Origin of the sequence: Planococcus sp. MB-3u-03 (genome assembly GCF_002833405.1) — a bacterium.
Lineage (GTDB): Bacteria > Bacillota > Bacilli > Bacillales_A > Planococcaceae > Planococcus.
Map to the genome: position 1 here is coordinate 2870497 of NZ_CP025135.1, position 24828 is coordinate 2895324.

The following is a 24828-nucleotide window of genomic DNA, read 5'->3' on the forward strand; positions in this document are numbered from 1 at the left end:
TACAAATTTTTTTCTTATAAGGGTCATCTGGAGTATAATGGGACCAGACAGTGGAAATATACAACCGAAAGGATTTTTTTATGCGAATCAATAAATTCCTCAGCGAAACAGGCATCACGTCCCGACGCGGGGCGGATAAATTCATCGAAGCCGGCCGCGTCGAGATCAACGGCCAAAAAGCGGAGCTCGGCAGCAAAGTCGAGCACGAAGACGAAGTACGGGTCGACGGCAAAGTCATCCAGCAGCCGAAGCGTGCTTACGTTTACCTGGCGCTCAATAAACCGGTCGGCATCACCAGCACGACCGAACGCCATATCGAAGGCAATATCGTCGATTTCATCAACCATCCTGAACGCATCTTCCATGTCGGGCGGCTCGATAAGGATTCAGAAGGACTCATCCTCATGACCAATGACGGCGATATCGTCAATGAAATCCTGCGGGCCGAGCACGAACATGAAAAAGAATACATCGTGACGGTCGATAAACCAATCACCGATGAATTCTTGGAGAATATGGAGAGCGGCGTCGAGATCCTCGACACCATGACACTTCCCGCGAAAGCTGAGCGGATCGCCAAGCACGTATTCAAATTGACCTTGCAGCAAGGACTCAACCGGCAGATCCGCCGCATGTGTTCAGCGCTCGGCTACGAAGTGAAACGCCTGCAGCGCATCCGCATCATGAACATCCGCCTCGGCAATTTAAAAGCCGGCGAATGGCGCGACCTGACAGAAGAAGAAAAACAGGAACTGTTCCGCCAGCTTGATTATCAACCGAAACGCTAAGGAGGCATTTTATGCTAAGCATGAAAACGACGCAGAACCATACCGGCGTCAAGATCAGCGGAGATTATTTCGATTTGGATGAACTGAACCAAGCCATCTACAAAGTCATCGGCAAAGAAGGCGAATACCATGGCTATGAAGGATCGCGCTTGCGGATACTCGGCGTTTCCTCTGAAATCCGCCACGCCGCTCAAGGCGACCGCAACGTCGACTTCGTCTTCAATGGCTTGCATGAGCATACGAAAAAACAACACGGCTTTATCGCACCCGACAAGAATATTTATTTCTCGGTGGAAGTGCTATGGCCAGAGCTTTTGTATGCAGCTTATGCACTCCGTGATTTCGTCCGGCTTTACGGGGACAAGCGCGGCGACTTGCTGGCTGATGCCTACGCGCCGGTGATTGCAAAATTCCAGGCACTTGTTCTCGAATGCCTGCAAGGCCATGTGCCGAATGAAGAATACGCAGCGATCTTGGAAGCGTTCCGCAAATCGCCTTCGGTTAACGATTACGCCATTCAATATGTCGACCTGTTGAACTTGAAATACATCGGCATGACCAGGCAGCAGCGCGAAAAAAGCTTATCGGCCATCGCCATGAAACTCACGCTCCAGGATTCCGAGTACCAAGCATTCCGCAAACAAGTCATCAGTGCGGCAACTCCCGGAAAACAGCCGATTCACGAAATCGGGATCCAGGCAAAATATCCTGAACAAGTGGAATGGTAAAAAACCTCTCGAGCTCATGCTCGAGAGGTTTTTTACGCTTTAATTTGAAATACCAGCAAGTCGCTGTCTTCCGCTGCCAATAGCTGGTGATTTTCCATCGGGGCCATGTGCAGGACGTTTTCCGGCGTCGCTTCGACCGTTTCGCCTTCCGACGTGAACTGCACACGCCCTTTCCGTACCACGATCACTACTTCTGCGTCCGCATGATGCTCCGGGATGGCTTCGCCTTTACGCAATTGGATGTTCATGACTTTAGCATTGGCCGTCTGCAGAACAGCTGCGCTTTTCTTCGCTTTCTCTTCCAATACATTCGGGGTTTCTTTCCTCTCCATTTCGCGCCTCCTATTCTCTTACGCTCAACGCCGTGGCTTGGCTGGTTCCGAAACTTTTTCAAGTGCAGTTTCCGCTTCACGCGGCGTCTTGCCCCTTACAGCGATATCGCCGAGCGAGACGATGCCGATGACTTGTTCTTGGCGCACAATCGGCAACCGGCGGATTTGGTGCCTCGCCATTAAAGAAGCTGCCTCTTCAACAAGCATTTCTTCTGTTCCCGTGATCAAAGTTTCTGAAAATATTTCTGAAATGGGCGCATCCGTCCCCAGTTCTTCCGCAATGCCCCTCAGGACGATATCACGGTCCGTGACGATGCCGACAATTCTTCCTTCTTCACAAATCGGAATCGATCCGACATTAATTTCACGCATCTTGGCGGCAATATCTTGAATTGTTACAGTTGGCGGGCAAGTCTCTACATCAGTTGTCATTATTTCCGCTATTTTCATGCCGTCTCCTCCTCGAATTCTCTCTATTAATAGTCTTTATCCTCTTTTGAAGGCTGAAAACGTCATTAGTAAAAAGAATAGGTATTTCTGTCTTATTAATTTACATCCCCTCAAGCTCTTGAGGGTTATCGCTTTCCATCGAATTCCGGGCTATGTTACACTACCGGACATTATGCGTTGGAAGGAGAATGACAATGATTAAAAAATGGTTTTTAGGCCTATCCCTTGGTACATCACTCATCGTATTGTCTGCATGCGGAGGTACCGATGAATCCGCAGAAAACGAAAACGCGCAACCTGAAACTGAAGAACAAGCCCCTAGCGGCGAGGAAAGTGCCGAGCAACCGGAAATGCCAGAACCTGATTTGGAAGGCATTCCTGAAGTCGTAGCACAAGTAAACGGCGAAGAAGTCAGCAAAGAGGAATTTGAAACAGCCTATACAGGGCAATTCCAGCAAGCAGCCATGCAAGCACAAATGTCCGGCCAGGAAATCGACCAGAATCAATTGAAAACTCAATTGGCGGAAAGCATGGTCGGCCAGAAATTGCTCGTTCAGGAAGCTGAAAATCAAGAACTGACTGCGTCCGACGAAGAAGTGGACGAGACATTGGACCAGCTAGCAAAACAAAATGGCCTCGAGTCGAAAGATGAATTCCTGTCAGCCTTGAACGAGCAAGGCATGGCAGAAGATGAAGTCATGTCCCAAATCGAAACACAAGTGAAAGTGGACCAGCTGATCGCTGAATCCGCTGGAGATACCGACCCTAGCAACGAAGAAGTGGAAGCAGCCTATGAGCAAGTCAAAGCCCAGCAAGAACAAATGGGCAGCGAAGAAGAACTCCCTGCTTTTGATGAACTGAAACCAGAACTTGAAGAACAGGTCAAAATGCAAAAAGAAAACGAAGCTACCCAAACACTTGTAGCGGAACTTCGTGAAAAAGCAGACGTCACCATCAACCTTTAATACAAAAAAACCAGATCCGGCTCCGGATCTGGTTTTTTTATTGGCAGTAAACGCTAAAGGGATTACGGGCCCTTTAGATCCTCACTCAACCAATTGGATAAATTGACGTGTCCGTTCATGCTGCGGATTTCCGAAGAAATTCTGCGGGTCCGCGGATTCGATGATGGTCCCTTGATCGATCATGATGATGCGGTCCGCCACTTCTTTGGCGAATTTCATCTCGTGGGTCACGACGACCATCGTCATGCCTTCTTCAGCGAGCTGCTTCATAACCTGAAGCACTTCCCCGACAAGTTCCGGATCGAGCGCCGAGGTAGGCTCATCGAAGAGCATCACTTTCGGTTCCATCGCAAGTGAACGGGCGATCGCGACACGCTGCTTCTGCCCGCCCGATAATTTGCTCGGGTAGACATCCGCCTTATCGCTCAAGCCGACTTTCTCCAATAGCGCAAGGCCGAGTTTTTTAGCTTTTTCCTTGTTCATCTTCTTGACCGTAATGGGCGCTTCGATGACATTCTCGAGCACTGTCTTATGCGGGAAAAGATTGAAATGCTGGAAGACCATGCCCACTTCGGCGCGAATCTTCGTCAAATTATCTTTTTTCGGATCGACTTTCTTGCCGTCGATCGTGATGGATCCTTCGTTGATCATCTCCAGGAAGTTAAAGCATCTGAGCAGCGTACTTTTGCCGGATCCGCTGACCCCGACCAGAACAACCACCTCTTGGGGCTGGACGTGGAGATCCACGCCCTTCAACACCTCGAGATCACCAAAGGATTTGTGTATATTCTCTCCAATAATCATAACTGCTCCTCCTTAGGTTTTGTCCACATCAAGCCGGTTTTCATACAGGCGCAAGAGCAGCGTGAAAATCATGACGAGCACGAGGTAATAAACCCCGACGACAAGAAATGATTCGAATGGCTGATAGGACTGCGCAGCTTCCCGATTGCCGAGTGAAAAGATTTCTGCAACACCAATAATATAGACAAGTGAAGAATCTTTCAGTGTGATAATAAACTGGTTGCCAAGCGGCGGGATGGATCGGCGCAGTGCCTGCGGGAATACAATCCGCTGCATCGTCTGCTTGCGGTTCATCCCGAGCGACATACTCGCTTCGCGCTGGCCTGGGTCCACTCCTTGAATCGCCCCGCGGAAAATCTCTGCGATGTAGGCGCCATTGTGAACACCAAGCGCAATTGCCCCTGCCCAGAAGTTCGACATCGTGTAAAATTCAACAATTCCAAAATACAAAAACATAATTTGAACAATCAAAGGCGTACCGCGAATGATTGTAATGTAGATATTGGCAATTGCTTGTAAAATTTTAGAACCGGAAATCTTCATCAGCGCAAACACTAAGCCAATCAGCGTCCCAAGAATGACACCAACAGCCGTCAATTGCAAGGTGACGAGTGTAGCTTCCAGGAAGCCTGGATACGTTCGAATAAAAACATCATAAACCGTGACAAGTAATTCTGGCATACACATCCCCCTCTTTACTTCAAGTCATTATTCAAGAACTTCTACGCCTTCAAGGTCAATATCGAGGAGATTGCGGCCGAACCATTTTTGTGAGATTTCATCGTAGGTACCGTTCTCAATGATTGTATCCAAGGCTTCATTAACTGCAGCAAGTAGTTCCTCATCGTCTTTACGAACAGCGATGGAAGGTTGCTCTACCCATAGCGGATCTCCCACCATTTCAACAGCCAAGCCCTCATTCTGAGCTTCAAAGCCAACTACGTCTGCCGTAATGACAGCGTCCAGGCGGCCTTCAATTTCCAAATCCTGCAAAGCTACTACGTCACTGGAATAGTACTGGATATCGTCGGTGTGCTCCTGAGCTACCGTGTCATATGTAGTCTGGCCGACCACTCCAATTTTCTTATCTGCCAGATCATCAACAGACTGGATATCGGTCGTTCCTTCACGCACGAAAATAGCGCCGCCTGAATAATAGTAAGGGTCAGAGAAACTCACCTGTTCTGCGCGCTCTGCAGTTTTAGACATCGAACCGATAATAGCGTCAAAGCGGTTTGAATTTAACCCCTGGATAATTGTTTCAAATGGCGTAGTCACTGGACTTGGTTCCAGTCCCATTTCTTCTGCAATGGCATTGCCGATATCAATGTCAAACCCTTTAAGTTCGCCGCCTTCTTCAAAACTGAACGGTTTGTATAGTCCACTGGAAGCAGTTGTAAATTGCCCTTCTTCAAGAAGGTTCAAATCGCTGCCTGCCGCTCCTTCGCTTGATCCTTCCGAGCCGGTGGTTGAGTCATCCGATCCACAGGCTGCCAGAAGCATGCCTGCTGTTAAAATTACGCCTGCTGTTGTAAATTTTTTATTCATCTTGCTCTCCCCTTTTCGTGTATGTTTGACCAAAACGCCGAAGCGATTCGGGACGTGCCTGCAATGGGTTATGTCATATGAAGATGTCCTGGTCACTGTAAGCCGCTTCGAGCTGTGCGAGTTTTTCTTTCACTTTTGCATGTTCTTTGACATAGACAAAGCGCATCACAGAAGTCAATAACGCATGGACCGCCGTATAGGAATCGATATTCAAGTTCGCATTGACAGAAACCGTGAGCACGATATCGGCGCTCTTCGCGGCTGGTGAGTCTTCCCTGTCAGTCAAGACGATCACTTCCGCTCCTTTGCGCTTCGCTTGCTCCAAAGTTTCCATCAAGGTGCGCGTATAGCGCGGGAACGCGAACGCGATAATCGTATCGTGCGGCCCGAGCTCTGCCATCTGCCCGTAATAAGCGGCAGTGCCAGGCTGCATCATCGCTGAATTTCCAAGCGCATTACCAAGCCAGCCCCCGAACCATTCGGCTAAGCCGAAATCGAAGAAATTGCCTGTGACGTAGCGCTGTTTAGACTTGCTGATGCGGTCGACCACTTGCAATAAATTTTCTTCATTGATCGTTTGCTTGAGCTTCAGGATGCTGGTGATGTCTGCATCGAGCAAGTTTTCAAGAAACGACTGGTCCGCAGCAGCAGGCTGTTCCTGCTGCGCATTGTCCAGCCGTTCCTCCGCCAGTTTGCGCTGGAGCGTATGCTGAAACTCTGTATAACCCCTGTAACCGAGCTTCTGCGTCCATCTGATGACGGTCGATTCACTGACCTGTACGCGCCTCCCTACTTCCAATGCGGATGAAAAAGCAATGAATATCGGTTCGCGGAAAAAGAGGTCTGCTATCTTTTTTTGACCAGAACTGAAATCTTTATATGAAGCTGACACATTTCGCAGTAAATCCTGCATATTCATTCCCCCATCGCAAGAACACGCGTAGTTGCTTGTAACATAGTATATACTTTTGCAGGATTCCCTGCAATATTTTACTGAAAATTCTGCTAGCGTTTATGACATTTTCCTCATAAATATACCGTTAAACCAGTCTTTGCAGCAAAAACACACAAAGCAAAAAAATTTCACTATCCTATTCATTAAGCGCTCCGCCCTTTTCTTTCGCCTTTTCCAGCTATTGTTGTACACTATTTGTATAACTAATTTAGATGAGGTGCTGCTCGTGAAATGGGAAGATCGGATTTTCAAGTTATTCATTTTTTGGTATATCTGCGGCGTTATCTTGCTGAGTTTTGATTTATTGCCGCCCTGGCTAGAATGGGCCAACGCCTTCTTCCTGATCCTTGCGGGAACACTCGGCTTCCTTTATTTATGGCGGCGCTTCGGCCCTGCAATCGGCGGATCGATCGGCGTACTCATTTTTTTCTCGACGTTCATCGTCGAATGGGCTGGCGCTGACAGCGGCTTCTTGTTCGGGTCTTATGACTATACCGACCGCTTCGCCCCGAATGTCTTCGGCGTCCCGATCGCGATCGGGTTCGCCTGGCTCATGGTCATGGCGACAAGCCACGTCATCGCACGCTGGATCGTGCCGGGCGGCGGCATCCTTTACGCAGCCACTGGAGGCATTGCGGCGGTCATCATCGACTTGATCATCGATCCGGTCGCCTATAAAGTGAAAGGCTATTGGCTATGGGAAGACACAGGTTTCTACTATGATATCCCGTGGACCAATTTCACTGGCTGGTTTATCGTGGCATTCGTCCTTCACCTGATACTCGATGCCGCCTTCAAAAATCAGAAGCTCGAAGTAACAGCGGGACAGGCAGAAAAGCGCATGGCTCTGTTGTATGTGCTGATGATCGCCTTGTTCGTGCTGCTCGGGTTGATCGGCGGATTATGGCTGGCTGCTGCATTGACTTCCGTTCTGACGGCAGCGATCGTCGCCCTGGCATGGAAGAGGCGGCCGCAATGATACAGGCCAAAAAATCAGCGCTCTTTGAACGCGCATTCGCTCTCTATTTGATGCCGTCGATCCAGCGGTCTTTTTCACATCTTTACGGCCGCAGCATCCGCCCGCCTAAAGGGCCGGCACTGATCATTTCAAACCACAGCTCTTGGTGGGACGGGCTGTTGTTCTTTTTCCTGAACCGGCGCGTCTGGAACTTGGATGTCCATATCATGATGCACGAACGCGGACTGAAGGAATTTCCTTTTTTCCGCCGGCTCGGCGCCTTTTCAATCGACCGCAGCAATCCGAAAGATATTTTGGCCTCGCTGCGCTATGCCGAGAACTTATTGAAACAAGGCAAAACGGTCATCCTGTTTCCGCAAGGCGATGAATATCATTTGGAGACACGCCCGCTGGAATTTCATACAGGCGTCCTTTACTTGATGGAGAAATGCCCCGAGATTCCGCTTGTTCCGGTACGCTTTTATTATTCAATGCGCCGGGAAAAACATCCTGAAGTGTGGATCGACCAAGGTGACAGCCTGACACTTGATGACATTCCCGCAGGCTCGAGGCACGACAGGACCGTATGGCTACAGGAGCGGGAAACCGCAGCGCTTGACCAGTTGAAACAGGAAGTGCTCGAAGAGAATTACGAGAAATTCCAGGAGATGCTGAAAAGGAGGCGTACATCATGATCACGGCTTTGATCGTCATCCATATCGCCTTTTTCTTGTGGATTGTCTTCAACCGCCTATTCCTCCCAGCGTTGCCCAAACAGCCTTTAGTCAAAGCTGAGCCGCTCGTGTCCATTCTCGTGCCGATGCGCAACGAAGAACGCAACGTGCCGACGATTATCCGTTCATTAAAAGAGACCGACTGGGAAAAGGCCGAATTCATCCTATTGAATGACCAGTCGACAGACGGCACCCAAGCGGCACTCGACCGGGAAATCGCGGGCGACAAGCGCTTCACTGTCCTGCAAGGCGTCGAACTGCCTGCCGAATGGATCGGCAAAGTCCACGCCTGCCACCAGCTGCAGAAACACGCTTCCGGCGACTACTTATTCTTCGTCGATGCCGATGTCCGCTTCCGCAAGCAGGCGGTGCGTCAGACAATCGGCTTGATGGAAAAACGGCACGCTGCCCTGTTGTCCGGATTCCCTGCTTTTGAAGTGCCTGTGTTCTTGAGTAAATTACTCGTGCCGATGCTTCATTTCGTCATTCTATTCCACTTGCCATTGGCGCTGGCGAATTACGCGAAATTCCCGGCAGCCACCGCGGCAAACGGCATGTGGATGGCTTTTGAACGACAAGCCTACGAGTCGATTGGCGGGCACGAAGCCGTGCGCACTTCACTCGTCGAGGATGTACATATTGCGCGTACTCTGAAGCAAGCTGGCCATAGAGTGCTGCTCGCCAATATCACCGCTTCGGTTAAATGCCGGATGTACGAAACGCCAGCCGAAGTATGGGAAGGGTTTTTAAAGAACAGCTACACCGGCATCGGGCGTTCGCCGCTGATCGCCATCCTTTTGACCTTGTTTTACAGCGTCTTTTACATCTTCCCGCTGCTTCTCGCAACAGCCGGCCTTGTGACGGCCAACTGGATCTGGCTCCTGCCATACGCACTGACCGTTTTGCAGCGCTGGTATGTCGACATGGTAACCAATCAGCGCTGGTACTTGGCATTTCTCATTCCCCTCCAAGCGGCAGCGATGCTCGCGGTCATGCTCACGGCCATGAAAAAATCCTTAAAAAATGAGTCTTATACATGGAAAGGCAGGCATTATTCATGAACAGACCACATATCGCCATCGTCGGCGGCGGGCTCGGCGGCTTGGCTGCTGCGATCACGCTCGCGAACGCGGGCATACGCGTCAGTCTATTTGAAAAGAACAGCCATTTCGGCGGCAAGTTAATGCCAGTCGAGCTTGGCAGCTACCATTTCGATTTCGGCCCCAACACGATCACGATGCCGCATATCTTTCGCGAGGTCATCGAGCAGACGGGACGAGACCCAGATCAATATTTTCAGCTCGAAAAACTCGCTGTCCATACGCGCAACCATTTTGCGGACGGCAGCCACATCGACTTTACCGCAGACCGCGCACACATGATCCGCCAGCTCGAAACGCTGGATTCTTTTGCAGCTAGCAAATACGATGCGTTCTTAGCCGAAGTCGCCCGTTTGTATCAGTCATCCGAACAGTATTTCTTTCCGCTGAGCTTCCAGTCTTACCGAGATTATTTGTCCCCATCACTCGGGGTGGCCATGCTGAAAGTGCGACCGCTTGAATCGATGGACCATTTTTTCAGCCGCTATTTCAAACACAAAGGTTTGCTTCAGGCAGTCGGGCGCTACGCTACTTATATCGGCTCATCGCCTTATAAAGCCCCTGCCACCTTCGCAATGATCGCCCACCTCGAACTGTCTCAAGGCGTCTTTTACGCAAAAGGCGGAAACGTGTCGATTGCACAAGGTTTTGCACAAGTTGCAGCGGAATGCGGCGTTGAGATGTACCCTGAAACGGCCGTCGCCAGCATCTTGACGGAACAAGGTCAAGCATGTGGTGTAGAACTCGCAGACGGCGAACAGATTGCCGCCGATGCGGTCATCTTGAATGGAGATTTATTATCGGCATTTCCAGAGTTGGTCCATGAAACAGAGCGTCCGTCTTTTAAGGATGCGAAGCGCGACCGATTTGAGCCGTCGATTTCGGCTTTTGTCATCACGGCGGGGCTCGACACTCGCTTGCATGAACTGAAGCATCATAACGTCTTCTTTTCAGCCGACTATCCGCGTGAGTTCCATGAGTTGTTTAGCGATAAGCAATACAGCGGCGAGCCGACCATCTACATCAGCAACTCATCCCATTCAGACCCGTCCGTCTCGCCTGCCGGGGACAATCTGTTCATTCTCGTCAACGCTCCTGCCCTGACAGCGCAAGGCGATTTGCAAATTGATCCCCAACAATACAAAGAGCGGATTTACGACTTATTGGAACATTACGGAATAGAAATACGCGACCACCTGCGACAAGAACGGATCTTCACGCCTGAATTCATCCACGATACATTCGGGTCTCATCGCGGCGCTTTATACGGGCCGTCTTCCAATCGCCCGAAAGACGCCTTTTTGCGGCCATCGAATGCAAGCCGCGACATTAAGGGACTGTTCTTTGTCGGTGGAAGCGTTCACCCTGGAGGCGGCTCTCCGATGGTTACTTTGAGCGGTTTGAATGTAGCGCGGCGCTTGATCGAACATTATTCATCCTAAAATGAAAAAAGCTGTATCCATCCGCCACAATTGACAGATGGATACAGCTTTTTCGCTTGTTATAAACATTGCAGGATGGATTGCTTGGAATCATCCGTTACGTAATGCTTTTCGTGAAACACCGTATACTCTTTCGCGCGGATGGTCGAAAGGATTTCCCGATAGACAAGCGCGGCGCCTTTGACTGGCACACGAGAAGATAGGGGATAATCGTTGATCGTTTCAAAGGCCCGCTCGTAATGGAACTCCGCGATGCTGGCGAGTTCTTCCCACACTTGGATGAATGATTCCGATACCGTTCCGCTTCCAAGTGCTTCCTCGGCGAGGCCGTATTTCCGCATAATGTCCTGAGGCAAATAGATGCGGTCCATAGACAAGTCTTCTCCGATATCTCGCAGGATATTGGTGATTTGCATGGCGTAGCCTAACGAAATCGCGCCATCTTTTAACAGAGCCGTGCGCCCAGGTGCAAGTATCGGCAACAGCATCAGGCCGACCGTACTCGCCACGTGATAGCTATAATCCAATAGCTCATCAAGCGTTCTGTAGCGGTTGATCGTCAAATCCATTTCCTGCCCTTTAATCAATCCGTAAAATGCGCTGGCATCCATATCGTAACTTTCAAAAACATCTTCAAGCGCCAGCCACATCGGGTCGTCCCATTGAATCGAACCGGCTAGAAATTCATCAAAGTCTTTCCGGAATGCTTTTAGCTCAGGTTCTGGATGGCTGCCTTCATCGACGATATCGTCGACTTTCCGGCAGAAGGCGTATACTGCCCATACGGCTTTGCGCTTTTCTTTCGGCAATAAGGAAAATGCTTTATAAAAGCTCTTTGAATTATCGGTGATAATGCGTTCGCAATAGCTATAGGCTTGTTTCAATTCCATCATGAACCGCCCCTTTCTTTCAAATCGCTGTGGATTCTGTCGGCCAGCAATTTCGCTCCTTGCATAACGATCGGGATGCCGCCGCCCGGATGGACAGAAGCTCCGACTGCATACAAATTTTCCGTATTGTCCGGTTTGATCTGAGGGCGGAAAACGCCGGATTGACGTAATGTCGGGCCGATTCCGAAGCTGCCTCCCTTAAACAAGCCGAACGCTTCCGCATCTTTCGGCGTGCGCACATCCATCCATTCAATCGATTCCCGGATCCCAGGAAACGACAATGTCTCCATCCGGTCCAAAATACGCCCGATCCACTCTTCATCATTTTTCCAGTCGATTTCTGTATCAGAAGGAACCGGTACAAGCACATAGAGCACCGATTTGCCTTCAGGGGCAAGAGAATCGTCAATGACCGACGGATGAAATGTGTAGAATGCCGGATTTTCCGTTTTTTGCCCTCTGACAAACACATCTTCCATATGTTCTTTATAATCATCACCAATGAAGAACTGGTGGACATTTACATCTTCATACACTTTGTCCAATCCAAAATACAACAGCACACAGCCGGAAGAAGGCGTGTATTCTTTCTGTTTCTTCATCGGCGCCACTTGGTTGATTCCGGGGAAATCCCCATTATAGACAATCGCATCATATGGCTCTATGCCGGCTGTTGTTTCGATTGCTGTGGCACGACCGTATTTTTTCACGACGCGTTTAACAGCTGTGTTCAAACGAATCTCAGCGCCGCGGCTGCGCAGCTCCCGCTCCATAACAGGAATGATGCTCGCATAGCCGCCCTTCACATAATACACTCCGTGCTGATGCTCACTGAACGGTACAAGTGAATACATGGCCGGCGCGCGGTAAGGGTCCCCACCGATATAAAGCGCCTGAAGGGAATATGCCAATTGCAATCGTTCGTCCCTGAAGTAATTCTCCATTAATTGGTGGACAGATTGCTGCGGCTTTAGCTTCATCAAATTGCGGATGTTGCGGAAAGTCCAAAAATCCGCTTTGCGGACAAAATCATGTTCGAGAAAAGCAGGCTTGCCGATGTCGAAGCGCTTCTGCCCCTCATCCATAAAGCGGATAAATCCATCTTTATCTTCCGGGAACTGCTCTTCTACTTCTTGCAATTGCCGCTCACGCCCTGGATATTTCGTATACACTTTTCCATCTGTAAAACGGATTGTGTAAAGCGGGTCGCATAATAATAATTCGATGCTGTGAGGGTCGATTCCTGCTTGGGCGAATAAATCGCGGAACATTTCCGGCAGCAAGACGATGGTCGGGCCTTCATCGATTCGGAAACCATCCCGTTCCACAAACGCCATTCTGCCACCAAGTTTATGTTCTTTTTCATAGATAGTGACTTCATAGCCGAGCTTTGTTAAATAAAGCGCGCCCATCAAGCCTCCGACCCCGCCTCCAATTATGGCTATTTTCATGCGTATCCCTCCACTTTCGGAAGCGGGCCAATCGGAATTCCAGATTTGCCGTCTTCTTTCAAGATGCCGTTCGCCGTAATACGGGCGGATTCCAAGATGGTCGGCAAGCCGCTGCCGGGATGCGTTCCGCCTCCGACCAGCCAGCACTTATCGAGCTCTTCGAATTTATTATGCGGGCGGAATACCATCATTTGTGATAATTGATGCCCCAAATTGAATGTAGCACCGCGGTAAACGGAGTAATCTGATTCCCAGCCGAACGGCGTCAGCATCTTCTCGACTTCGATGTGGTCGCGCAAATTCTTGAACTCGGTTTTTCTTCAATGATATCCAGCACCAAATCGCGGAATGCTTCTTGTTCGTTTTCCCAGCCGATATCGCTGAAATTATTCGGCACCGGTGCCAAAATATAAAGTGCCGACTTGCCTTCCGGAGCCAAGGTCGGATCCGTGACGCTGGCATTTTGAACATAGATTGACGGGTCTGCTGACAAGATGCGGGATTTTGTCATTTCCTCGACGTTCTTCTTATAGTCTTTCGAAAAACGATTGTGTGATGGGACAAATCGTATTTCTTGTCGAGCCCTAAATACAGCATAAATGTAGAACATGAATATTTTTTCTTGTCGAGCTTTTTGGGAGTGTATTTCTTCAGGATACCCGGCTCTACCAGATGGGTCATTACGTGTGCAAAGTCGCCATTGATGATTACTTCATCCGCTGCTTCACGGCTGCCGTCATAAAGATCGACACCTTTCACCGTACGCCCTTCTATCCATAATTTCTGGACGCCTTTATTTAGATGGATGCGGCCGCCCATTTCTTTGACTGCCTTCGCCATCGCTGCGGACAATTGATTGACGCCGCCAATTGGATGATAAATACCATACGCATGCTCCATATAGGATAGGATCGTGAACGCCCCAGGGCATTCCCAAGGCGACATACCGAGGTATTTGGATTGAAACGCAAACGCCATCTTTAGGCGCTCGTCTTTAAAGTAACGGGACAAGACATCGTAAAGCGTCTTGCCTGCTTCCAATTCTGGAATTGCTTTGATCACTTTCGGCTGCATGAGGTCCGTCATGCGGTCCATTTTTGTCTGCAAAAGCGGAGACAGCGCTTCGAGCTTTTTGCCGGTGTCTTTCATGAAACGCGCGTAGCCATCTCCGTCGCCTTTGAAGTTGTCATCGATTTGCTTGCGCATTGCTTCAGGATCTCGCGTCATCACCAAGTTCTGGTCTTCAAAACGCAGTTCGTACATCGGGTCCAGTTCGACCGCTTCCATATAATCATGGACATTGCGCCCAGTCGTTTCGAATAATTCCTCCACCAGATGAAGCATGCTCAAAAACGTCGGCCCTATGTCAAAAGTGAAATCACCTATTGTCAATGCAGCATTGCGTCCACCGATTCGGTCATTTTTTTCATAAATGTCTACTTGGTATCCTTTGCTCGCCAACAGCATTCCCGCTGCTAAGCCACCTGGCCCCGCTCCTATAATAATCATCCGTTTTGCCATTGCGTAAGCCCCCGTTTCGCTTGTAAAAGTTATACAATACCTATACAAACAGTATATACATCTCTTCCCTAAAAGACTAATTATTTAACCTCTTATGGTGCTTGTTTTTTAATTCATGGAATGCAGTGAATTTTGTCGGTACTTTCAGGGGAATCGCTTCTTGGATCCGACGTATTTGAAGTTAGCGAGGGTTTGCTTGCGGAATTGTTTCGGTGTTTGGAATGAAGCTTCGCTTGGCTAGTCGCCGCCTGGCTTTGGGTTGGCCTCTTGCCATAAGACAGGAAGAACGCCTGTCTTACGGCGTCGGCTCACCCTTGGCGCTAGGCGGCTGAGTGATTTCATTAAGTCGAGTTTATTTAAACAGATTTGCTTCTATAGTTAGTTGCCGGCTAGTGGGGGAATCGCTTCTTGGGTGATGGCATCTTGTAATGAAGTAGTTGAGTCAAAAAGCTATTCGGATAGTGAATGACGCCATATAAAAACCCGGCTGATGGATCAGCCGGGTTTTGCTTATTTTAGGATTTTAACTTTTACGTTTTTGCGTCCCCATTTAAGCGCTTGGCTTTGAGTTGGGATGAAGACGTCGATTTTCTTACCTTTGATTGCGCCGCCTGTATCGCCCGCGATTGCGGTGCCGTAGCCTTCCACCCATACTTTAGAACCGAGCGGGATGACTTTCGGGTCGACTGCGATGACTTTAAGCCCTGGGTTCTTTTTCAGGTTAATGCCCGTTCTCGTGATCCCGGAGCATCCTTTGCAATACGCCGTATAGGCTGTCGCGGAAACAGTGAATTCTTTCACCACTTTATCTTTGCTTGAAGATGGAGTTGATGGTTTAGAGATAGTTTGAGCTGTTGTTTTTTTCAATTTCAATTGTTGTTTCGGGAAGATTAAATTCGATTTCAAACCGTTATATGATTTCAAGTTAGTTACAGATACTTTTGTTTGCTGAGAAATTTTATAAAGTGTATCTCCGCTTTTAACTGTGTAAACGTTCGATGCTGCAGAAGTCGTAAGTGAAGTACCGAGTAATAAAAGCATTGCCATTCCTAAAGCCGCCAATAATTTTTTCAAGTTCCTATCCCCTTTACCTGTCGGATGATTGTGCCTTGCGTAAATCGGTTGAAAGCTTTTCAGTAAAATTAAAATAGCACGGCAAGGTTACAATCATGTGACAGCAATAGGCATATTTGATGACAATTACGCTTTTTTTCGTGACAAAAGAACCCGTTCCATTAAAAATCTGTATCAATCAATAGAAAAAAGGCCCTTTCCAAAGCTTTTGCAGCTTGGAAAAGGCCTGAGATTATTTTTTCGCTTTATGAACTTTTAAGGTCTTGCCTTTGACGGTTTTGTCTTTCATCGCCTTCAAGACATGCAGCCCTTTGCCATTCAAAATGTCAATATAGGTAACAGTATCCTGGATTTTGATGATGCCGATATCTTCCGCCGTGATGCCAGGTATACTGGTCAAAGTCCCAACAAAATCGACAGCGCGCAGCTTTTTCTTCTTGCCGCCGTTGAAATAGAGCTTCATGATGTCTTGGTTGAGCGCTGCCGCTTTATGTTTCTTCGGCTTCTGGCGGCTCTCGATCTTGTCTTCGAACGCCGGTTTTGCCAAAGCAACCTGTTCTCTTGATGGCCGTTCAACGCACGTGATTTCAAATCCTAAATAATCTTCCGTTTCTTTCAGGAATTTATCCTCAAACGGCGTGACAAAAGAAATTGCCTTGCCGCTCTTGCCGGCACGCCCTGTGCGTCCAGCACGGTGGACATAACTTTCTTTCTCGAGCGGAAAATCATAATTGATGACATGAGTAATGCCGTCGATATCGATGCCGCGTGCCGCGACGTCTGTCGCAACCAAATAACGGAACTCGCCGCGGCGAAAATCATCCATGACGCCGAAACGGTCTTCTTGGGTCATGCCGCCGTGCAATTGATCGCTTGTGTAGAACAGGCGTTCAAGCCCTTCCGACACAGCATCGACTTGGTCTTTCGTGCGGCAGAAAATGATGCAGCTATCCGGATTCTCGACTACAGTGACGTCGCGCAGCAACTGGAATTTATCCTGCTCTTTCACGATGATGAGTGAATGCTCGATACGCTCTTCTAACGTATCGGCTGCCTGGATTCCGATATAGCGCGGGGAGCGCATGAAATCGCGCTGCAACTTCTCTAAATGTCCTGGAAAGGTTGCCGAAAACAGCATCGTCGTCCGTTCTTTTGGCAACTGCTTGATGATCGATTCAACTTGTTCGATAAAGCCCATATTGAGCATTTCATCTGCTTCATCCAACACCAAATACTCGATTTTTTCGAGCTTCAAGGTGCCTTTTTCGATATGATCGAGCACACGACCAGGCGTTCCGACGACGATGTGGCATTTTTGCTTCAGCTCTTCCTTTTGATACGCAAACGGATGCTTGCCATAGATCGCTGCGGCTTTGATGCGCTTGAATCGGCCGATGTGGGTGATGTCTTCTTTCACTTGGTCGGCAAGTTCACGGGTCGGTGTCAAGACGAGCGCCTGGGGCTTGTTTTCATCCCAATCGACAAGTTCGCACAACGGAATGCCGAATGCGGCTGTCTTGCCGCTGCCGGTTTGCGATTTGACGGTCAAATCATTCTTTTCAAGGGCGGCGGGAATGACTTGCTGCTGTACTTCGGTCGGCTGTTGGTATCCAAGGCCTTCTAGCGCTTTTACGATGGGCTCGCTAATGCCATAATCTTTAAATTGGTTCGTGTTCATAAGTTCTCCTTCTCCGTTCATCTGTCTTATCTCTTCATTATGGCACGGATCGGGCAGTTTTGCAGTTGAGCGATTATTGCCATTATTGGTCGAGCAAGCTGACGGAGACTTTCACATCGAGCGATTGGCTGCCGCCTCTATAGACGCCCTGGACTGGACTGACATCGTTGTAATCACGTCCTGTGCCAACGCGGATATGGTTTTCCAGCGCTTCTACGTTATTCGTTGGATCGAGCCCGACCCAGCCGATGCCCGGCACCATGACTTCAACCCAAGCGTGGCTCGCTGCGTCACCGACAAGCGCGGAATCTTCCCCAACGTAGAGATAGCCGCTGACATAGCGCGCTGGGATGTTTTTGCTGCGCAAGATGCCGAGCATAACGTGCGTAATGTCTTGGCACACGCCTTTTTTCAGGTTGAACGATTCACTCGCTGTTGTCGTAACGGTCGTTGAATCGCCGTCATAAGTGAAATGATCGAATAAATATTCCATTACGTCGATAGAGTATTGCACCGGATTGCTCATGTCCCCGAGTTCTCGATCAACCAATTCCATTTGCTCTGGCAACATATACGTATATGCAGTGTTGCTCAAATACGCCATATAGTGTTCGGCAAATAATTGGGAATGGAAAATGACGTTCATCTCCGGCGAATAATCGATACGGTGGATAAACGGGCTTTTCTGAATGCTGACAATGGATGTTGCCTTCACTTCGAGGTGCTGGTGGTGTTCGGCGATAAAGAATGTCTCGACATTATTGCCGAAGATGTCCACATGATTTGTCGTCAATGTTGCCGGTGTGATGTCCGCACGGTACGACAGAAGGCGCTGGCATTCATCCGTTCTCGGTTTCAAGCGGATGGTATTCATGCTTTGGTCAACGATTGTTTCGTAGTCAAAATATTGGTATGCTCGATTTTGTATTTCATAGAAGTTATTCCTTTCATGTCCATCCCTTGGGATTGGAACGCCATCGCTGTTTCCGCTTCGGGATCCGTTAAATAATAAGTGCTGGAGAAAATCCGACTGATTTCGTTGCAGCCATCCTGGAAACGGTTCAGGAAATGCATCAATTCGTCCGAATCCAAAGATTCGATATCCGTCTCACTGAAGGAAGTGCGGACCTCGTCGAGTTTTGCGTACAACTCCCATGAATAATGGGACACTTTGCCCCCTTCAAGTTCTTCGACCGCATCCCGTACATGATCGAGGCAATATCGGATCGATCTCGGGAAGGTCTTGTCTGAGATCAAAAAAGCCAATACGTTCTTCGGTTCCATGCGCGGCGGATTGCTCTTTAAGTAGGCGTTATAGCCATTGGTCATCCGGAGCGCCGCCAGCCAGAAATAATAATCATCGGTCTTTTCTTTCCTGACACGTTCACGCGTCCTCTCGCAGACGACATTCAAGATGCGTGCCGTCTTTTCCGCGCGTTCGAGCCATTTGGCGATTTTAATCATTTGATACGCCACACCCCGCGACATCGAGGACTCAACAATTCCCTGAGAAATAAGCGAAGTCGTTTTAACGTTCTCCAGAAACGACCTCATGTCACGGACAGAACTGTTTTTCAAATCCATGTCCGTCAATGACAGATATGCGCGGTTCCATGTTTCCCAATAATCATCAGGGATATGGTCCCGGCTGATGCGGGCATTTTCACGGACGACCATGGTGCAGCTGGCGACTGAATTGGAATTTTCCTGCGCCATCGCCAAATACTGCACCAGCTCCGATTCTTCATAGGTCGGGTTGGCTTTGATCCGGCGCATCGTTTCCGTCGAATCGCAGATTTCAAAAATCAACCGCCAATCTGAGTCACGCACCAGCTCTTCATCGGCCGCTTCGATCATTTGCAGCAATTGCACGTCGAGGATGCGTGCATTGTTCTCCGCCCGCTCGACATTCCGGGACATCCAATACAATGAATTTGCAACACGGCTTAACATTTACGCATCCTCCCCTTCTTCTTTCTTTTTGAACACCCACGTGTCTTTTCCGCCGCCGCCTTGTGAAGAGTTGACGACAAGCGAGCCTTCTTTCAGCGCGACGCGGGATAATCCGCCAGGCAGGACATGAGTCGTCTCACCCCTCATGACGAACACCCTAAGATCCACGTGGCAAGGGTAGAACTTGTCTCCTTGATAAGCAGGGGCACGCGACAGCTTGATCGTCGGCTGCGCTATATACTGATGAGGTGTTTCGATAATTTTTTCCCTGAACTTTTCAATCAGCTCCTTCGAGGCATGCGGGCCAACGAGCATGTCATAGCCGCCGGACGCCCCTACGTTTTTAACGACGAGCTCTTCAAGATGCTCGAGTACCCATTCCCGATCTTCGGGCTTATCAAGCAAATAAGTTTTCACATTGTCGATGATCGGTTCTTCGCCTAAATAATAGCGGATCATCTCCGGCACATACGCATAGATCGCTTTGTCATCTGCGACGCCGTTGCCGACCGCATTCAAAATCGCGACATTACCTTTTTGATAAGCTTCCATCACACCCCTTACACCGAGTGCGGAATCTGAACGGAAGGATTCTGGATCCAAAAAATCGTCGTCGATGCGGCGGTAGATAATATCGACGCGTTTCAGCCCCCGGATCGATTTCATATAGACGATATTATTTCGGACGACCAGATCGCGCCCTTCGACTAAATCCATGCCCATCTGCTGGGCCAGGAAGACATGATCGTAATAAGCCGAGTTGTACATGCCAGGCGTCAAGAGCACGGCAAACGGTTTGTCTTTTCTCCCATTTGGGGCATGGGCCAAAATCGAATCATGCAAAAAGCTCATTTGATGCTCGAGCGTCCTTACCGAATGGTTGACGAAAAACTCGGGGTATACTTGCCGCATGACATATCGGTTCTGATACACATACGACAATCCGGACGGGTTGCGCAAATTATCTTCCAGCACATGGTATTTGCCGGTTTCGTCACGTATTAAGTCGATCCCTGCCAAAAAGATATGGTTGTTGAGCGGGATATCGACGCCTTTCATTTGCCGTTCGTAATAATAAGGATTGTCTTGAACCAAATGGCGCGGCACAATTCCCGCTTCAATAATATTTTGGTCATGGTAGACATCATCCAAAAAACGATTCAACGCCTCTGCGCGCTGTGTCATTCCTTTTTCGACGACTTCCCACTCTTCCGGCGGAATGATGATCGGCACAAAGTCGAACGGCATCGTCCGTTCAGTTCCTACATTATTATGGTATACGGTGAACGTGATGCCTTGGCGCAGAAACGATAGCTGCGCCGTTTCATGCTTTTCCCTTAATTCATCTTCTGAAAATCGTTTGATCACTTCGTGAAAAGTTTCATAATGGGCTTTCGGTTTTCCATCTGGCATAAACATTTCGTCAAAAAATGGACTGGTTCTGTAATCATTAAACACGTGGCCGAACCCCCTCTGTTAGAATACCGCCAGTAAATCTCGTTGATTTTTAAAAGATATGAATTTTCTGTCTACTGTAGGGAAAGAAAAAGCCATGCCCATGCTCGGCATAGCTGTTCTTTGTTCTATTATAACCGAAGTTATTTTTTCGTTGTGCCATCATTTGAAGATTTGTCAGAAGATGAATCATTTTCCAGATTCTTTTTCAAGGATTCTGTGTATGCAGTGCTGCCGCCGAATGCGCCGCCGCTTGGTTTATCAGATTCTGAAGAAGAACCAACGGACGAGTCTATATTACCCGAAGATGTCGTTCGGTTTGCTGAAGAATCCGAGCCTTTTGTTTCGCCGACTTCATCCTGGACAGTTTTGTTCGCTTGGTCGAGCGCGTCTTTTTCTTTGTCCATCATTTGCTGCTGCTTTTCGATTGTCGTCTTGACCGTATCCACTGCTTTGTTGATATGAGGCTTTACTTTGTCGACCATGCCTCCCGATTGTTCATTGAAGCGGTCCAAATTCTTTTTGATATTTTCTTTCATATCGGCTGTATTCATCGAAGAGCTGCCTGTATTTTGTGTGCTGCCTGTTTCCGATTTTTTCTGCGTCATCGCTGCCCCGATTGCCGCGCCTACTCCGAGCAGTACGAGCTTACTGAAAAACCCACCTGATTTTCTTGCCATTTTATGATCTCCTCCTTCATTTGATAAAGCTTAGTGTAGTAAGTATAGACGAAATTGCCTATTCTCAAACATCGCTTACCAAAAGGAAAAGGACACCCTTGTGATAAGGCGTCCTTTACGGTGTATCTATTAATTTGCCTTCTTCTAACAATACTTGCTTGAATGCTTTTACGACGTCTTCATCATATTGGATGCCGATCAGCCGATCGAGTTCGTCCATCGCATATTGGGCAGTGAACGCAGAACGGTAGGCGCGGTCTTCCGTCATCGCATCGAAAGTATCGCAAACACCGATAATTTTCGCTTCAAGCAGGATTTCGTCGCCTTTCAAGCCGAATGGATAGCCCCGCCCATTCACTCGTTCGTGATGCTGCTCGACAATGTCGGCGATATCTTTATAAGGGGTGTCGCGGATCATAGCAGCGCCGTCTCCTGGATGTTTTTTCACCAGGTCAAATTCTTCGTCCGTCAATTTGGAAGGCTTTTTCAATACTTCTTCAGGAATATTGATTTTGCCGATGTCGTGGAGAAGAGACGCCAGGAACAATGATTCTGTACGTTCTCTTGTTAGTCTCATTTTGGATGCCGTCTTAATTGCATAACTGGCTACTCGGAAACTATGATTAAATGTATAACGATCTTTATGCTCAACTTTTTCACCAATTTTTCTCAGCTCCGCAATCATTTTGCTGGCATAGTGGAAGACAGGAAAATTTGAAACAGATAATAAAACAACTGTCTCTAAAACTGTAAAGTTGACTGGGGATTCTAATTCTTTGCATGAAAAGAAATCTTCTTTGACGAGATGGACTTCTTTACCTTCTATTTCCGCCTGAATTTCCCCTTCTAATATGTAGTAGAATTCGTGAGCCTCAGTGGCTTCGCTCGGAATCAAAATAAAAGTATTATCTTTTAAAATAGTTTGTTTCATCAGTTCCAAACCACTACCTCTAGCCAATAAAGAAAGAGTAGTAGCATCGTTTTCAACTTTTTCCAGATATTTACCTTTTAGTATATCCAAGCCTTTCACAAATTCACATCCCCTGAAATATAAAAATGAGAGTAAAGTTTCCTCTACTCTCATACTACTCTTTTTATTAATTATCTACAATATTCTTACCAGGAAACCACAATGATCGGATCAATCTTAGCAGTTTTATCAGCGAAATCTTCTTCAACTAGGACAATGTCTGCCACGATTCCTGATGCAGTTGCTTTTTCAATTCCTTCTAACGTAATTTCTTCAGCTTTTTTCTGCAACGCTTTAATCAATTGCGCGATTTCTTCTTCGTAATCTGCCGTAAGCTCGGCTTGTTTCGCTACGTCTTCTTCAGAAGCTAATTTATTGATATATTTCTCATGCAACTCAGCGGCTTTTCTTGGTTTTGACAATTTCAGCCTCGATTCTTGCATTAACGCTATTGATATCTTTGATCGCTGCCTGGATTTCTTCGCTCATCCCTTCCTCAATTTCATAGTATGGGACTTCTGATACTACTAGTAGTTCTTCCGCAAAAGCTCCGTTCGCCAACGATAAAATCATTAGGAATGACAAAGTGACAGCAGCAATACTTTTCTTTAACATTACATTTCCCCTGACAGTTTAGTTATATTTGTAGGTTACGAATACCTGGTATGACTATATTCAAGGTTAACCATAGTCCTACAATGAATAGTATATAAACCAGGACTTTGGCACAATACGAATGTAAAAATTAACAAAAAATAAATATTTGTATTTTCTGAAAAATGCTCTATTGTAATTATTCTTTTACCAAAAAAAGAGTTCGCAGCTTTACATTGCGAACTCTTTTTTACTGAAATCTTATTTAAGGCAATACGGTGCTGCCCATCAAATAACGGTCGCATTCCCGTGCAGCTTCACGGCCTTCGTTGATCGCCCAGACGATCAAGCTCTGGCCTCTGCGCATGTCACCTGCCGCAAAGATACCTTCGACATTCGTGCGGTAATCGCCGTATTCGGCTTTGACGCGTGAATTAGCATGTGTTTCTACATTCAATTGGTCGATCAGCAATTGTTCAGGGCCGCTGAAGCCGATAGCGATTAGGATGAGGTCCGCTTTCCATACTTTTTCCGTTCCCGGAATTTCTTCACGGATGCGGTTGCCTTGCTCATCGATTTTCAGTTTGACGTTGACGGTATGGACTTCTTTTACATGCCCGTTTTCATCGCCGACAAATTTCTTCGTCATGACCGCATAAGCACGCGGATCGTCACCGAACGTTGCGGCAGCTTCTTTGTGGCCGTATTCTACGCGGTGGATTTTCGGATACTGCGGCCATGGATTGCCCTTTTCGTCACGGAGCGCTCCTTTTTGATCGTAGACATCGAATTGCACAAGGCTCTCGCAGCCATGGCGTACGGAAGTTGCGAGACAGTCTGTGCCCGTGTCCCCACCGCCGATGACAATGACGTTTTTTCCTTTTGCCGAAATATAATTGCCGTCTTCCAAATCGGAATCGAGCAAGCTTTTCGTGCTGGCATGCAGGAAGTCCATCGCGAAATGAACACCTTCCAAGTCACGCCCTTCGACGTCAATATTGCGGTGGACAGTCGCGCCGGTCGCCATGATGACCGAATCGAAATCATCGCGCAATTTCGTTGCAGGGTAGTTTTTGCCGACTTCAACATTCGTCACGAAGGTGATGCCTTCCTGCTCAAGAATTTTGACGCGGCGCATGACCATGTCATACGGTAATTTCATTTCAGGGATGCCGTACGTCAGCAGGCCGCCGATGCGGTCGCTTTTTTCGAACACCGTTACAGTATGGCCCGCTTTGTTCAATTGGGCTGCCGACGCAAGACCGGCAGGACCCGAACCGACAACAGCCACTTTTTTGCCGGTGCGGTGTTTCGGCGGTTCTGGAACGACCCAGCCTTCCGCAAATCCGCGTTCGATGATCGAGCGTTCGACTGTGCGGATAGCGACAGGCGGTTCGTTGATGCCGAGCACACAAGCCCCTTCACACGGAGCCGGACAAGCGACGCCCGTGAATTCAGGGAAGTTATTCTTCAAATGTTCGCGATGAAGCGCTTCTTTCCACTGGCCGCGATAGACCAGATCATTCCATTCCGGAATCAAATGGTTAACCGGGCATCCGGTCGTGCCATTATCGAGATCCATGCCGGTCTGGCAGGTCGGGACGCCGCAATCCATGCAGCGAGCCCCTTGCTTTTGTACTTCCTGTTCAGATAGCGGAATCGTATAATCTTTCCAGTCTTTCGTCCGCTGTGCCGGGTCGCGTTCTTTTACAGTCTGTCGGTCATATTCCATAAATCCGGTTATCTTCCCCATCGTTT

25 protein-coding genes and 1 pseudogene are annotated in these 24828 nt (G+C 48.2%); 7 read left to right on the top strand and 19 right to left on the bottom strand.

Annotated elements, in window-relative coordinates:
- Positions 1 to 80 precede the first annotated feature (80 nt).
- Positions 81 to 788, top strand: a complete 708-nt coding sequence (rluF, locus tag CW734_RS15620) for a 23S rRNA pseudouridine(2604) synthase RluF (protein ID WP_101191657.1) — start codon at positions 81 to 83, stop codon at positions 786 to 788.
- Positions 789 to 799: 11 nt separating this feature from the next.
- Positions 800 to 1516 (top strand): DUF6904 family protein, encoded by a 717-nt coding sequence (locus tag CW734_RS15625; protein ID WP_101191659.1) that lies wholly within the window; start codon positions 800 to 802, stop codon positions 1514 to 1516.
- Positions 1517 to 1548: 32 nt separating this feature from the next.
- Here CW734_RS15625 and CW734_RS15630 read toward each other — a convergent pair whose 3' ends face one another.
- Together CW734_RS15630 and CW734_RS15635 are read right to left on the bottom strand one after the other, a co-directional pair.
- Complete coding sequence (locus CW734_RS15630; RefSeq protein ID WP_101191661.1) at positions 1549 to 1848, bottom strand: AraC family ligand binding domain-containing protein; 300 nt, start codon at positions 1846 to 1848, stop codon at positions 1549 to 1551.
- Positions 1849 to 1872: 24 nt separating this feature from the next.
- A complete protein-coding gene (locus tag CW734_RS15635; RefSeq protein WP_101191663.1) occupies positions 1873 to 2298 on the bottom strand; it encodes a CBS domain-containing protein in 426 nt (141 codons plus the stop codon).
- 194 nt (positions 2299 to 2492) lie between these two features.
- Here CW734_RS15635 and CW734_RS15640 point away from each other — a divergent pair, with 194 nt between their 5' ends.
- Positions 2493 to 3263 (top strand): SurA N-terminal domain-containing protein, encoded by a 771-nt coding sequence (locus CW734_RS15640; RefSeq protein ID WP_101191665.1) that lies wholly within the window; start codon positions 2493 to 2495, stop codon positions 3261 to 3263.
- An 81-nt stretch (positions 3264 to 3344) separates the two neighbouring features.
- Here CW734_RS15640 and CW734_RS15645 read toward each other — a convergent pair whose 3' ends face one another.
- From CW734_RS15645 to CW734_RS15660, 4 genes are all read right to left on the bottom strand, one after another.
- On the bottom strand, positions 3345 to 4067 hold the full coding sequence (locus tag CW734_RS15645; RefSeq protein ID WP_101191667.1) for an amino acid ABC transporter ATP-binding protein: 723 nt from the start codon (positions 4065 to 4067) through the stop codon (positions 3345 to 3347).
- A gap of 12 nt (positions 4068 to 4079) precedes the next feature.
- Positions 4080 to 4748 (bottom strand): amino acid ABC transporter permease, encoded by a 669-nt coding sequence (locus CW734_RS15650; protein ID WP_058382714.1) that lies wholly within the window; start codon positions 4746 to 4748, stop codon positions 4080 to 4082.
- Between the two features lie 27 nt (positions 4749 to 4775).
- Positions 4776 to 5615, bottom strand: coding sequence for a transporter substrate-binding domain-containing protein (locus tag CW734_RS15655; RefSeq protein WP_101191669.1), 840 nt, complete (start codon positions 5613 to 5615; stop codon positions 4776 to 4778).
- A 73-nt stretch (positions 5616 to 5688) separates the two neighbouring features.
- Positions 5689 to 6528: a MurR/RpiR family transcriptional regulator gene (locus CW734_RS15660; protein WP_101191671.1), complete on the bottom strand. Its 840-nt coding sequence runs from the start codon at positions 6526 to 6528 to the stop codon at positions 5689 to 5691.
- A 268-nt stretch (positions 6529 to 6796) separates the two neighbouring features.
- Between CW734_RS15660 and CW734_RS15665 the strand changes: the two genes are divergently transcribed.
- Genes CW734_RS15665 through CW734_RS15680 form a run of 4 tightly spaced genes read left to right on the top strand, consistent with a single transcriptional unit; the run spans position 6797 to position 10804 of the window.
- Complete coding sequence (locus CW734_RS15665) at positions 6797 to 7549, top strand: carotenoid biosynthesis protein (protein WP_232787095.1); 753 nt, start codon at positions 6797 to 6799, stop codon at positions 7547 to 7549.
- Positions 7546 to 8223, top strand: coding sequence for a lysophospholipid acyltransferase family protein (locus CW734_RS15670; protein WP_101191673.1), 678 nt, complete (start codon positions 7546 to 7548; stop codon positions 8221 to 8223). The genes CW734_RS15665 and CW734_RS15670 overlap by 4 nt, the downstream gene beginning before the upstream one ends.
- A complete protein-coding gene (locus CW734_RS15675; protein ID WP_101191675.1) occupies positions 8220 to 9323 on the top strand; it encodes a glycosyltransferase family 2 protein in 1104 nt (367 codons plus the stop codon). Before CW734_RS15670 ends, CW734_RS15675 begins: the two co-directional genes overlap by 4 nt.
- Positions 9320 to 10804, top strand: a complete 1485-nt coding sequence (locus CW734_RS15680) for a phytoene desaturase family protein (RefSeq protein ID WP_101192223.1) — start codon at positions 9320 to 9322, stop codon at positions 10802 to 10804. The genes CW734_RS15675 and CW734_RS15680 overlap by 4 nt, the downstream gene beginning before the upstream one ends.
- Before the next feature lie 59 nt (positions 10805 to 10863).
- On the opposite strand, the gene CW734_RS15685 is transcribed toward CW734_RS15680, so the two are convergent.
- From CW734_RS15685 to CW734_RS15740, 13 genes and pseudogenes are all read right to left on the bottom strand, one after another.
- The gene (locus tag CW734_RS15685) at positions 10864 to 11694 is read right to left on the bottom strand and encodes a phytoene/squalene synthase family protein (protein WP_101192224.1); all 831 of its coding nucleotides are present in this window, start codon (positions 11692 to 11694) and stop codon (positions 10864 to 10866) included.
- Positions 11694 to 13145: a phytoene desaturase family protein gene (locus tag CW734_RS15690; protein WP_101191677.1), complete on the bottom strand. Its 1452-nt coding sequence runs from the start codon at positions 13143 to 13145 to the stop codon at positions 11694 to 11696. The genes CW734_RS15685 and CW734_RS15690 overlap by 1 nt, the downstream gene beginning before the upstream one ends.
- Positions 13142 to 14666 (bottom strand): annotated as a pseudogene (locus CW734_RS15695) (phytoene desaturase family protein). Before CW734_RS15695 ends, CW734_RS15690 begins: the two are co-directional and overlap by 4 nt.
- Before the next feature lie 510 nt (positions 14667 to 15176).
- On the bottom strand, positions 15177 to 15740 hold the full coding sequence (locus CW734_RS15700) for a 3D domain-containing protein (RefSeq protein ID WP_232787096.1): 564 nt from the start codon (positions 15738 to 15740) through the stop codon (positions 15177 to 15179).
- 232 nt (positions 15741 to 15972) lie between these two features.
- Positions 15973 to 17418: a DEAD/DEAH box helicase gene (locus tag CW734_RS15705; RefSeq protein WP_101192226.1), complete on the bottom strand. Its 1446-nt coding sequence runs from the start codon at positions 17416 to 17418 to the stop codon at positions 15973 to 15975.
- Positions 17419 to 17500: 82 nt separating this feature from the next.
- A complete protein-coding gene (locus CW734_RS19250; protein WP_232787097.1) occupies positions 17501 to 18277 on the bottom strand; it encodes a transglutaminase family protein in 777 nt (258 codons plus the stop codon).
- Positions 18278 to 18288: 11 nt separating this feature from the next.
- Positions 18289 to 19371: an alpha-E domain-containing protein gene (locus CW734_RS19255; RefSeq protein WP_232787098.1), complete on the bottom strand. Its 1083-nt coding sequence runs from the start codon at positions 19369 to 19371 to the stop codon at positions 18289 to 18291.
- Positions 19372 to 20790: a circularly permuted type 2 ATP-grasp protein gene (locus CW734_RS15715; RefSeq protein WP_374703206.1), complete on the bottom strand. Its 1419-nt coding sequence runs from the start codon at positions 20788 to 20790 to the stop codon at positions 19372 to 19374.
- A gap of 179 nt (positions 20791 to 20969) precedes the next feature.
- Positions 20970 to 21506, bottom strand: a complete 537-nt coding sequence (locus CW734_RS15720) for a hypothetical protein (protein WP_101191681.1) — start codon at positions 21504 to 21506, stop codon at positions 20970 to 20972.
- A 115-nt stretch (positions 21507 to 21621) separates the two neighbouring features.
- Entirely contained in the window at positions 21622 to 22536 is a 915-nt protein-coding gene (locus tag CW734_RS15725; RefSeq protein ID WP_101191683.1) for an HD-GYP domain-containing protein, read from the bottom strand.
- Between the two features lie 86 nt (positions 22537 to 22622).
- Positions 22623 to 22898: a hypothetical protein gene (locus CW734_RS15730; RefSeq protein ID WP_157824176.1), complete on the bottom strand. Its 276-nt coding sequence runs from the start codon at positions 22896 to 22898 to the stop codon at positions 22623 to 22625.
- Positions 22873 to 23091 carry a hypothetical protein gene (locus tag CW734_RS15735; protein WP_101191686.1) on the bottom strand — a complete coding sequence of 73 codons (219 nt, stop codon included), beginning with the start codon at positions 23089 to 23091 and terminating at the stop codon, positions 22873 to 22875. Before CW734_RS15735 ends, CW734_RS15730 begins: the two co-directional genes overlap by 26 nt.
- Positions 23092 to 23335: 244 nt before the next feature.
- Positions 23336 to 24823, bottom strand: coding sequence for a glutamate synthase subunit beta (locus tag CW734_RS15740; protein WP_058382702.1), 1488 nt, complete (start codon positions 24821 to 24823; stop codon positions 23336 to 23338).
- Between the last annotated feature and the right edge of the window lie 5 nt (positions 24824 to 24828).

What these genes read in the sequence shown, in the direction of transcription:
- rluF (WP_101191657.1), top strand. Translation starts at nt 81, where the DNA reads ATGCGAATCAATAAATTCCTCAGCGAAACAGGCATCACGTCCCGACGC.
- CW734_RS15625 (WP_101191659.1), top strand. Translation starts at nt 800, where the DNA reads ATGCTAAGCATGAAAACGACGCAGAACCATACCGGCGTCAAGATCAGC.
- CW734_RS15630 (WP_101191661.1), bottom strand. Translation starts at nt 1,848, where the DNA reads ATGGAGAGGAAAGAAACCCCGAATGTATTGGAAGAGAAAGCGAAGAAA.
- CW734_RS15635 (WP_101191663.1), bottom strand. Translation starts at nt 2,298, where the DNA reads ATGAAAATAGCGGAAATAATGACAACTGATGTAGAGACTTGCCCGCCA.
- CW734_RS15640 (WP_101191665.1), top strand. Translation starts at nt 2,493, where the DNA reads ATGATTAAAAAATGGTTTTTAGGCCTATCCCTTGGTACATCACTCATC.
- CW734_RS15645 (WP_101191667.1), bottom strand. Translation starts at nt 4,067, where the DNA reads ATGATTATTGGAGAGAATATACACAAATCCTTTGGTGATCTCGAGGTG.
- CW734_RS15650 (WP_058382714.1), bottom strand. Translation starts at nt 4,748, where the DNA reads ATGCCAGAATTACTTGTCACGGTTTATGATGTTTTTATTCGAACGTAT.
- CW734_RS15655 (WP_101191669.1), bottom strand. Translation starts at nt 5,615, where the DNA reads ATGAATAAAAAATTTACAACAGCAGGCGTAATTTTAACAGCAGGCATG.
- CW734_RS15660 (WP_101191671.1), bottom strand. Translation starts at nt 6,528, where the DNA reads ATGCAGGATTTACTGCGAAATGTGTCAGCTTCATATAAAGATTTCAGT.
- CW734_RS15670 (WP_101191673.1), top strand. Translation starts at nt 7,546, where the DNA reads ATGATACAGGCCAAAAAATCAGCGCTCTTTGAACGCGCATTCGCTCTC.
- CW734_RS15675 (WP_101191675.1), top strand. Translation starts at nt 8,220, where the DNA reads ATGATCACGGCTTTGATCGTCATCCATATCGCCTTTTTCTTGTGGATT.
- CW734_RS15680 (WP_101192223.1), top strand. Translation starts at nt 9,320, where the DNA reads ATGAACAGACCACATATCGCCATCGTCGGCGGCGGGCTCGGCGGCTTG.
- CW734_RS15685 (WP_101192224.1), bottom strand. Translation starts at nt 11,694, where the DNA reads ATGGAATTGAAACAAGCCTATAGCTATTGCGAACGCATTATCACCGAT.
- CW734_RS15690 (WP_101191677.1), bottom strand. Translation starts at nt 13,145, where the DNA reads ATGAAAATAGCCATAATTGGAGGCGGGGTCGGAGGCTTGATGGGCGCG.
- CW734_RS15705 (WP_101192226.1), bottom strand. Translation starts at nt 17,418, where the DNA reads ATGAACACGAACCAATTTAAAGATTATGGCATTAGCGAGCCCATCGTA.
- CW734_RS19255 (WP_232787098.1), bottom strand. Translation starts at nt 19,371, where the DNA reads ATGTTAAGCCGTGTTGCAAATTCATTGTATTGGATGTCCCGGAATGTC.
- CW734_RS15715 (WP_374703206.1), bottom strand. Translation starts at nt 20,790, where the DNA reads ATGTTTATGCCAGATGGAAAACCGAAAGCCCATTATGAAACTTTTCAC.
- CW734_RS15720 (WP_101191681.1), bottom strand. Translation starts at nt 21,506, where the DNA reads ATGGCAAGAAAATCAGGTGGGTTTTTCAGTAAGCTCGTACTGCTCGGA.
- CW734_RS15735 (WP_101191686.1), bottom strand. Translation starts at nt 23,091, where the DNA reads ATGTTAAAGAAAAGTATTGCTGCTGTCACTTTGTCATTCCTAATGATT.
- CW734_RS15740 (WP_058382702.1), bottom strand. Translation starts at nt 24,823, where the DNA reads ATGGGGAAGATAACCGGATTTATGGAATATGACCGACAGACTGTAAAA.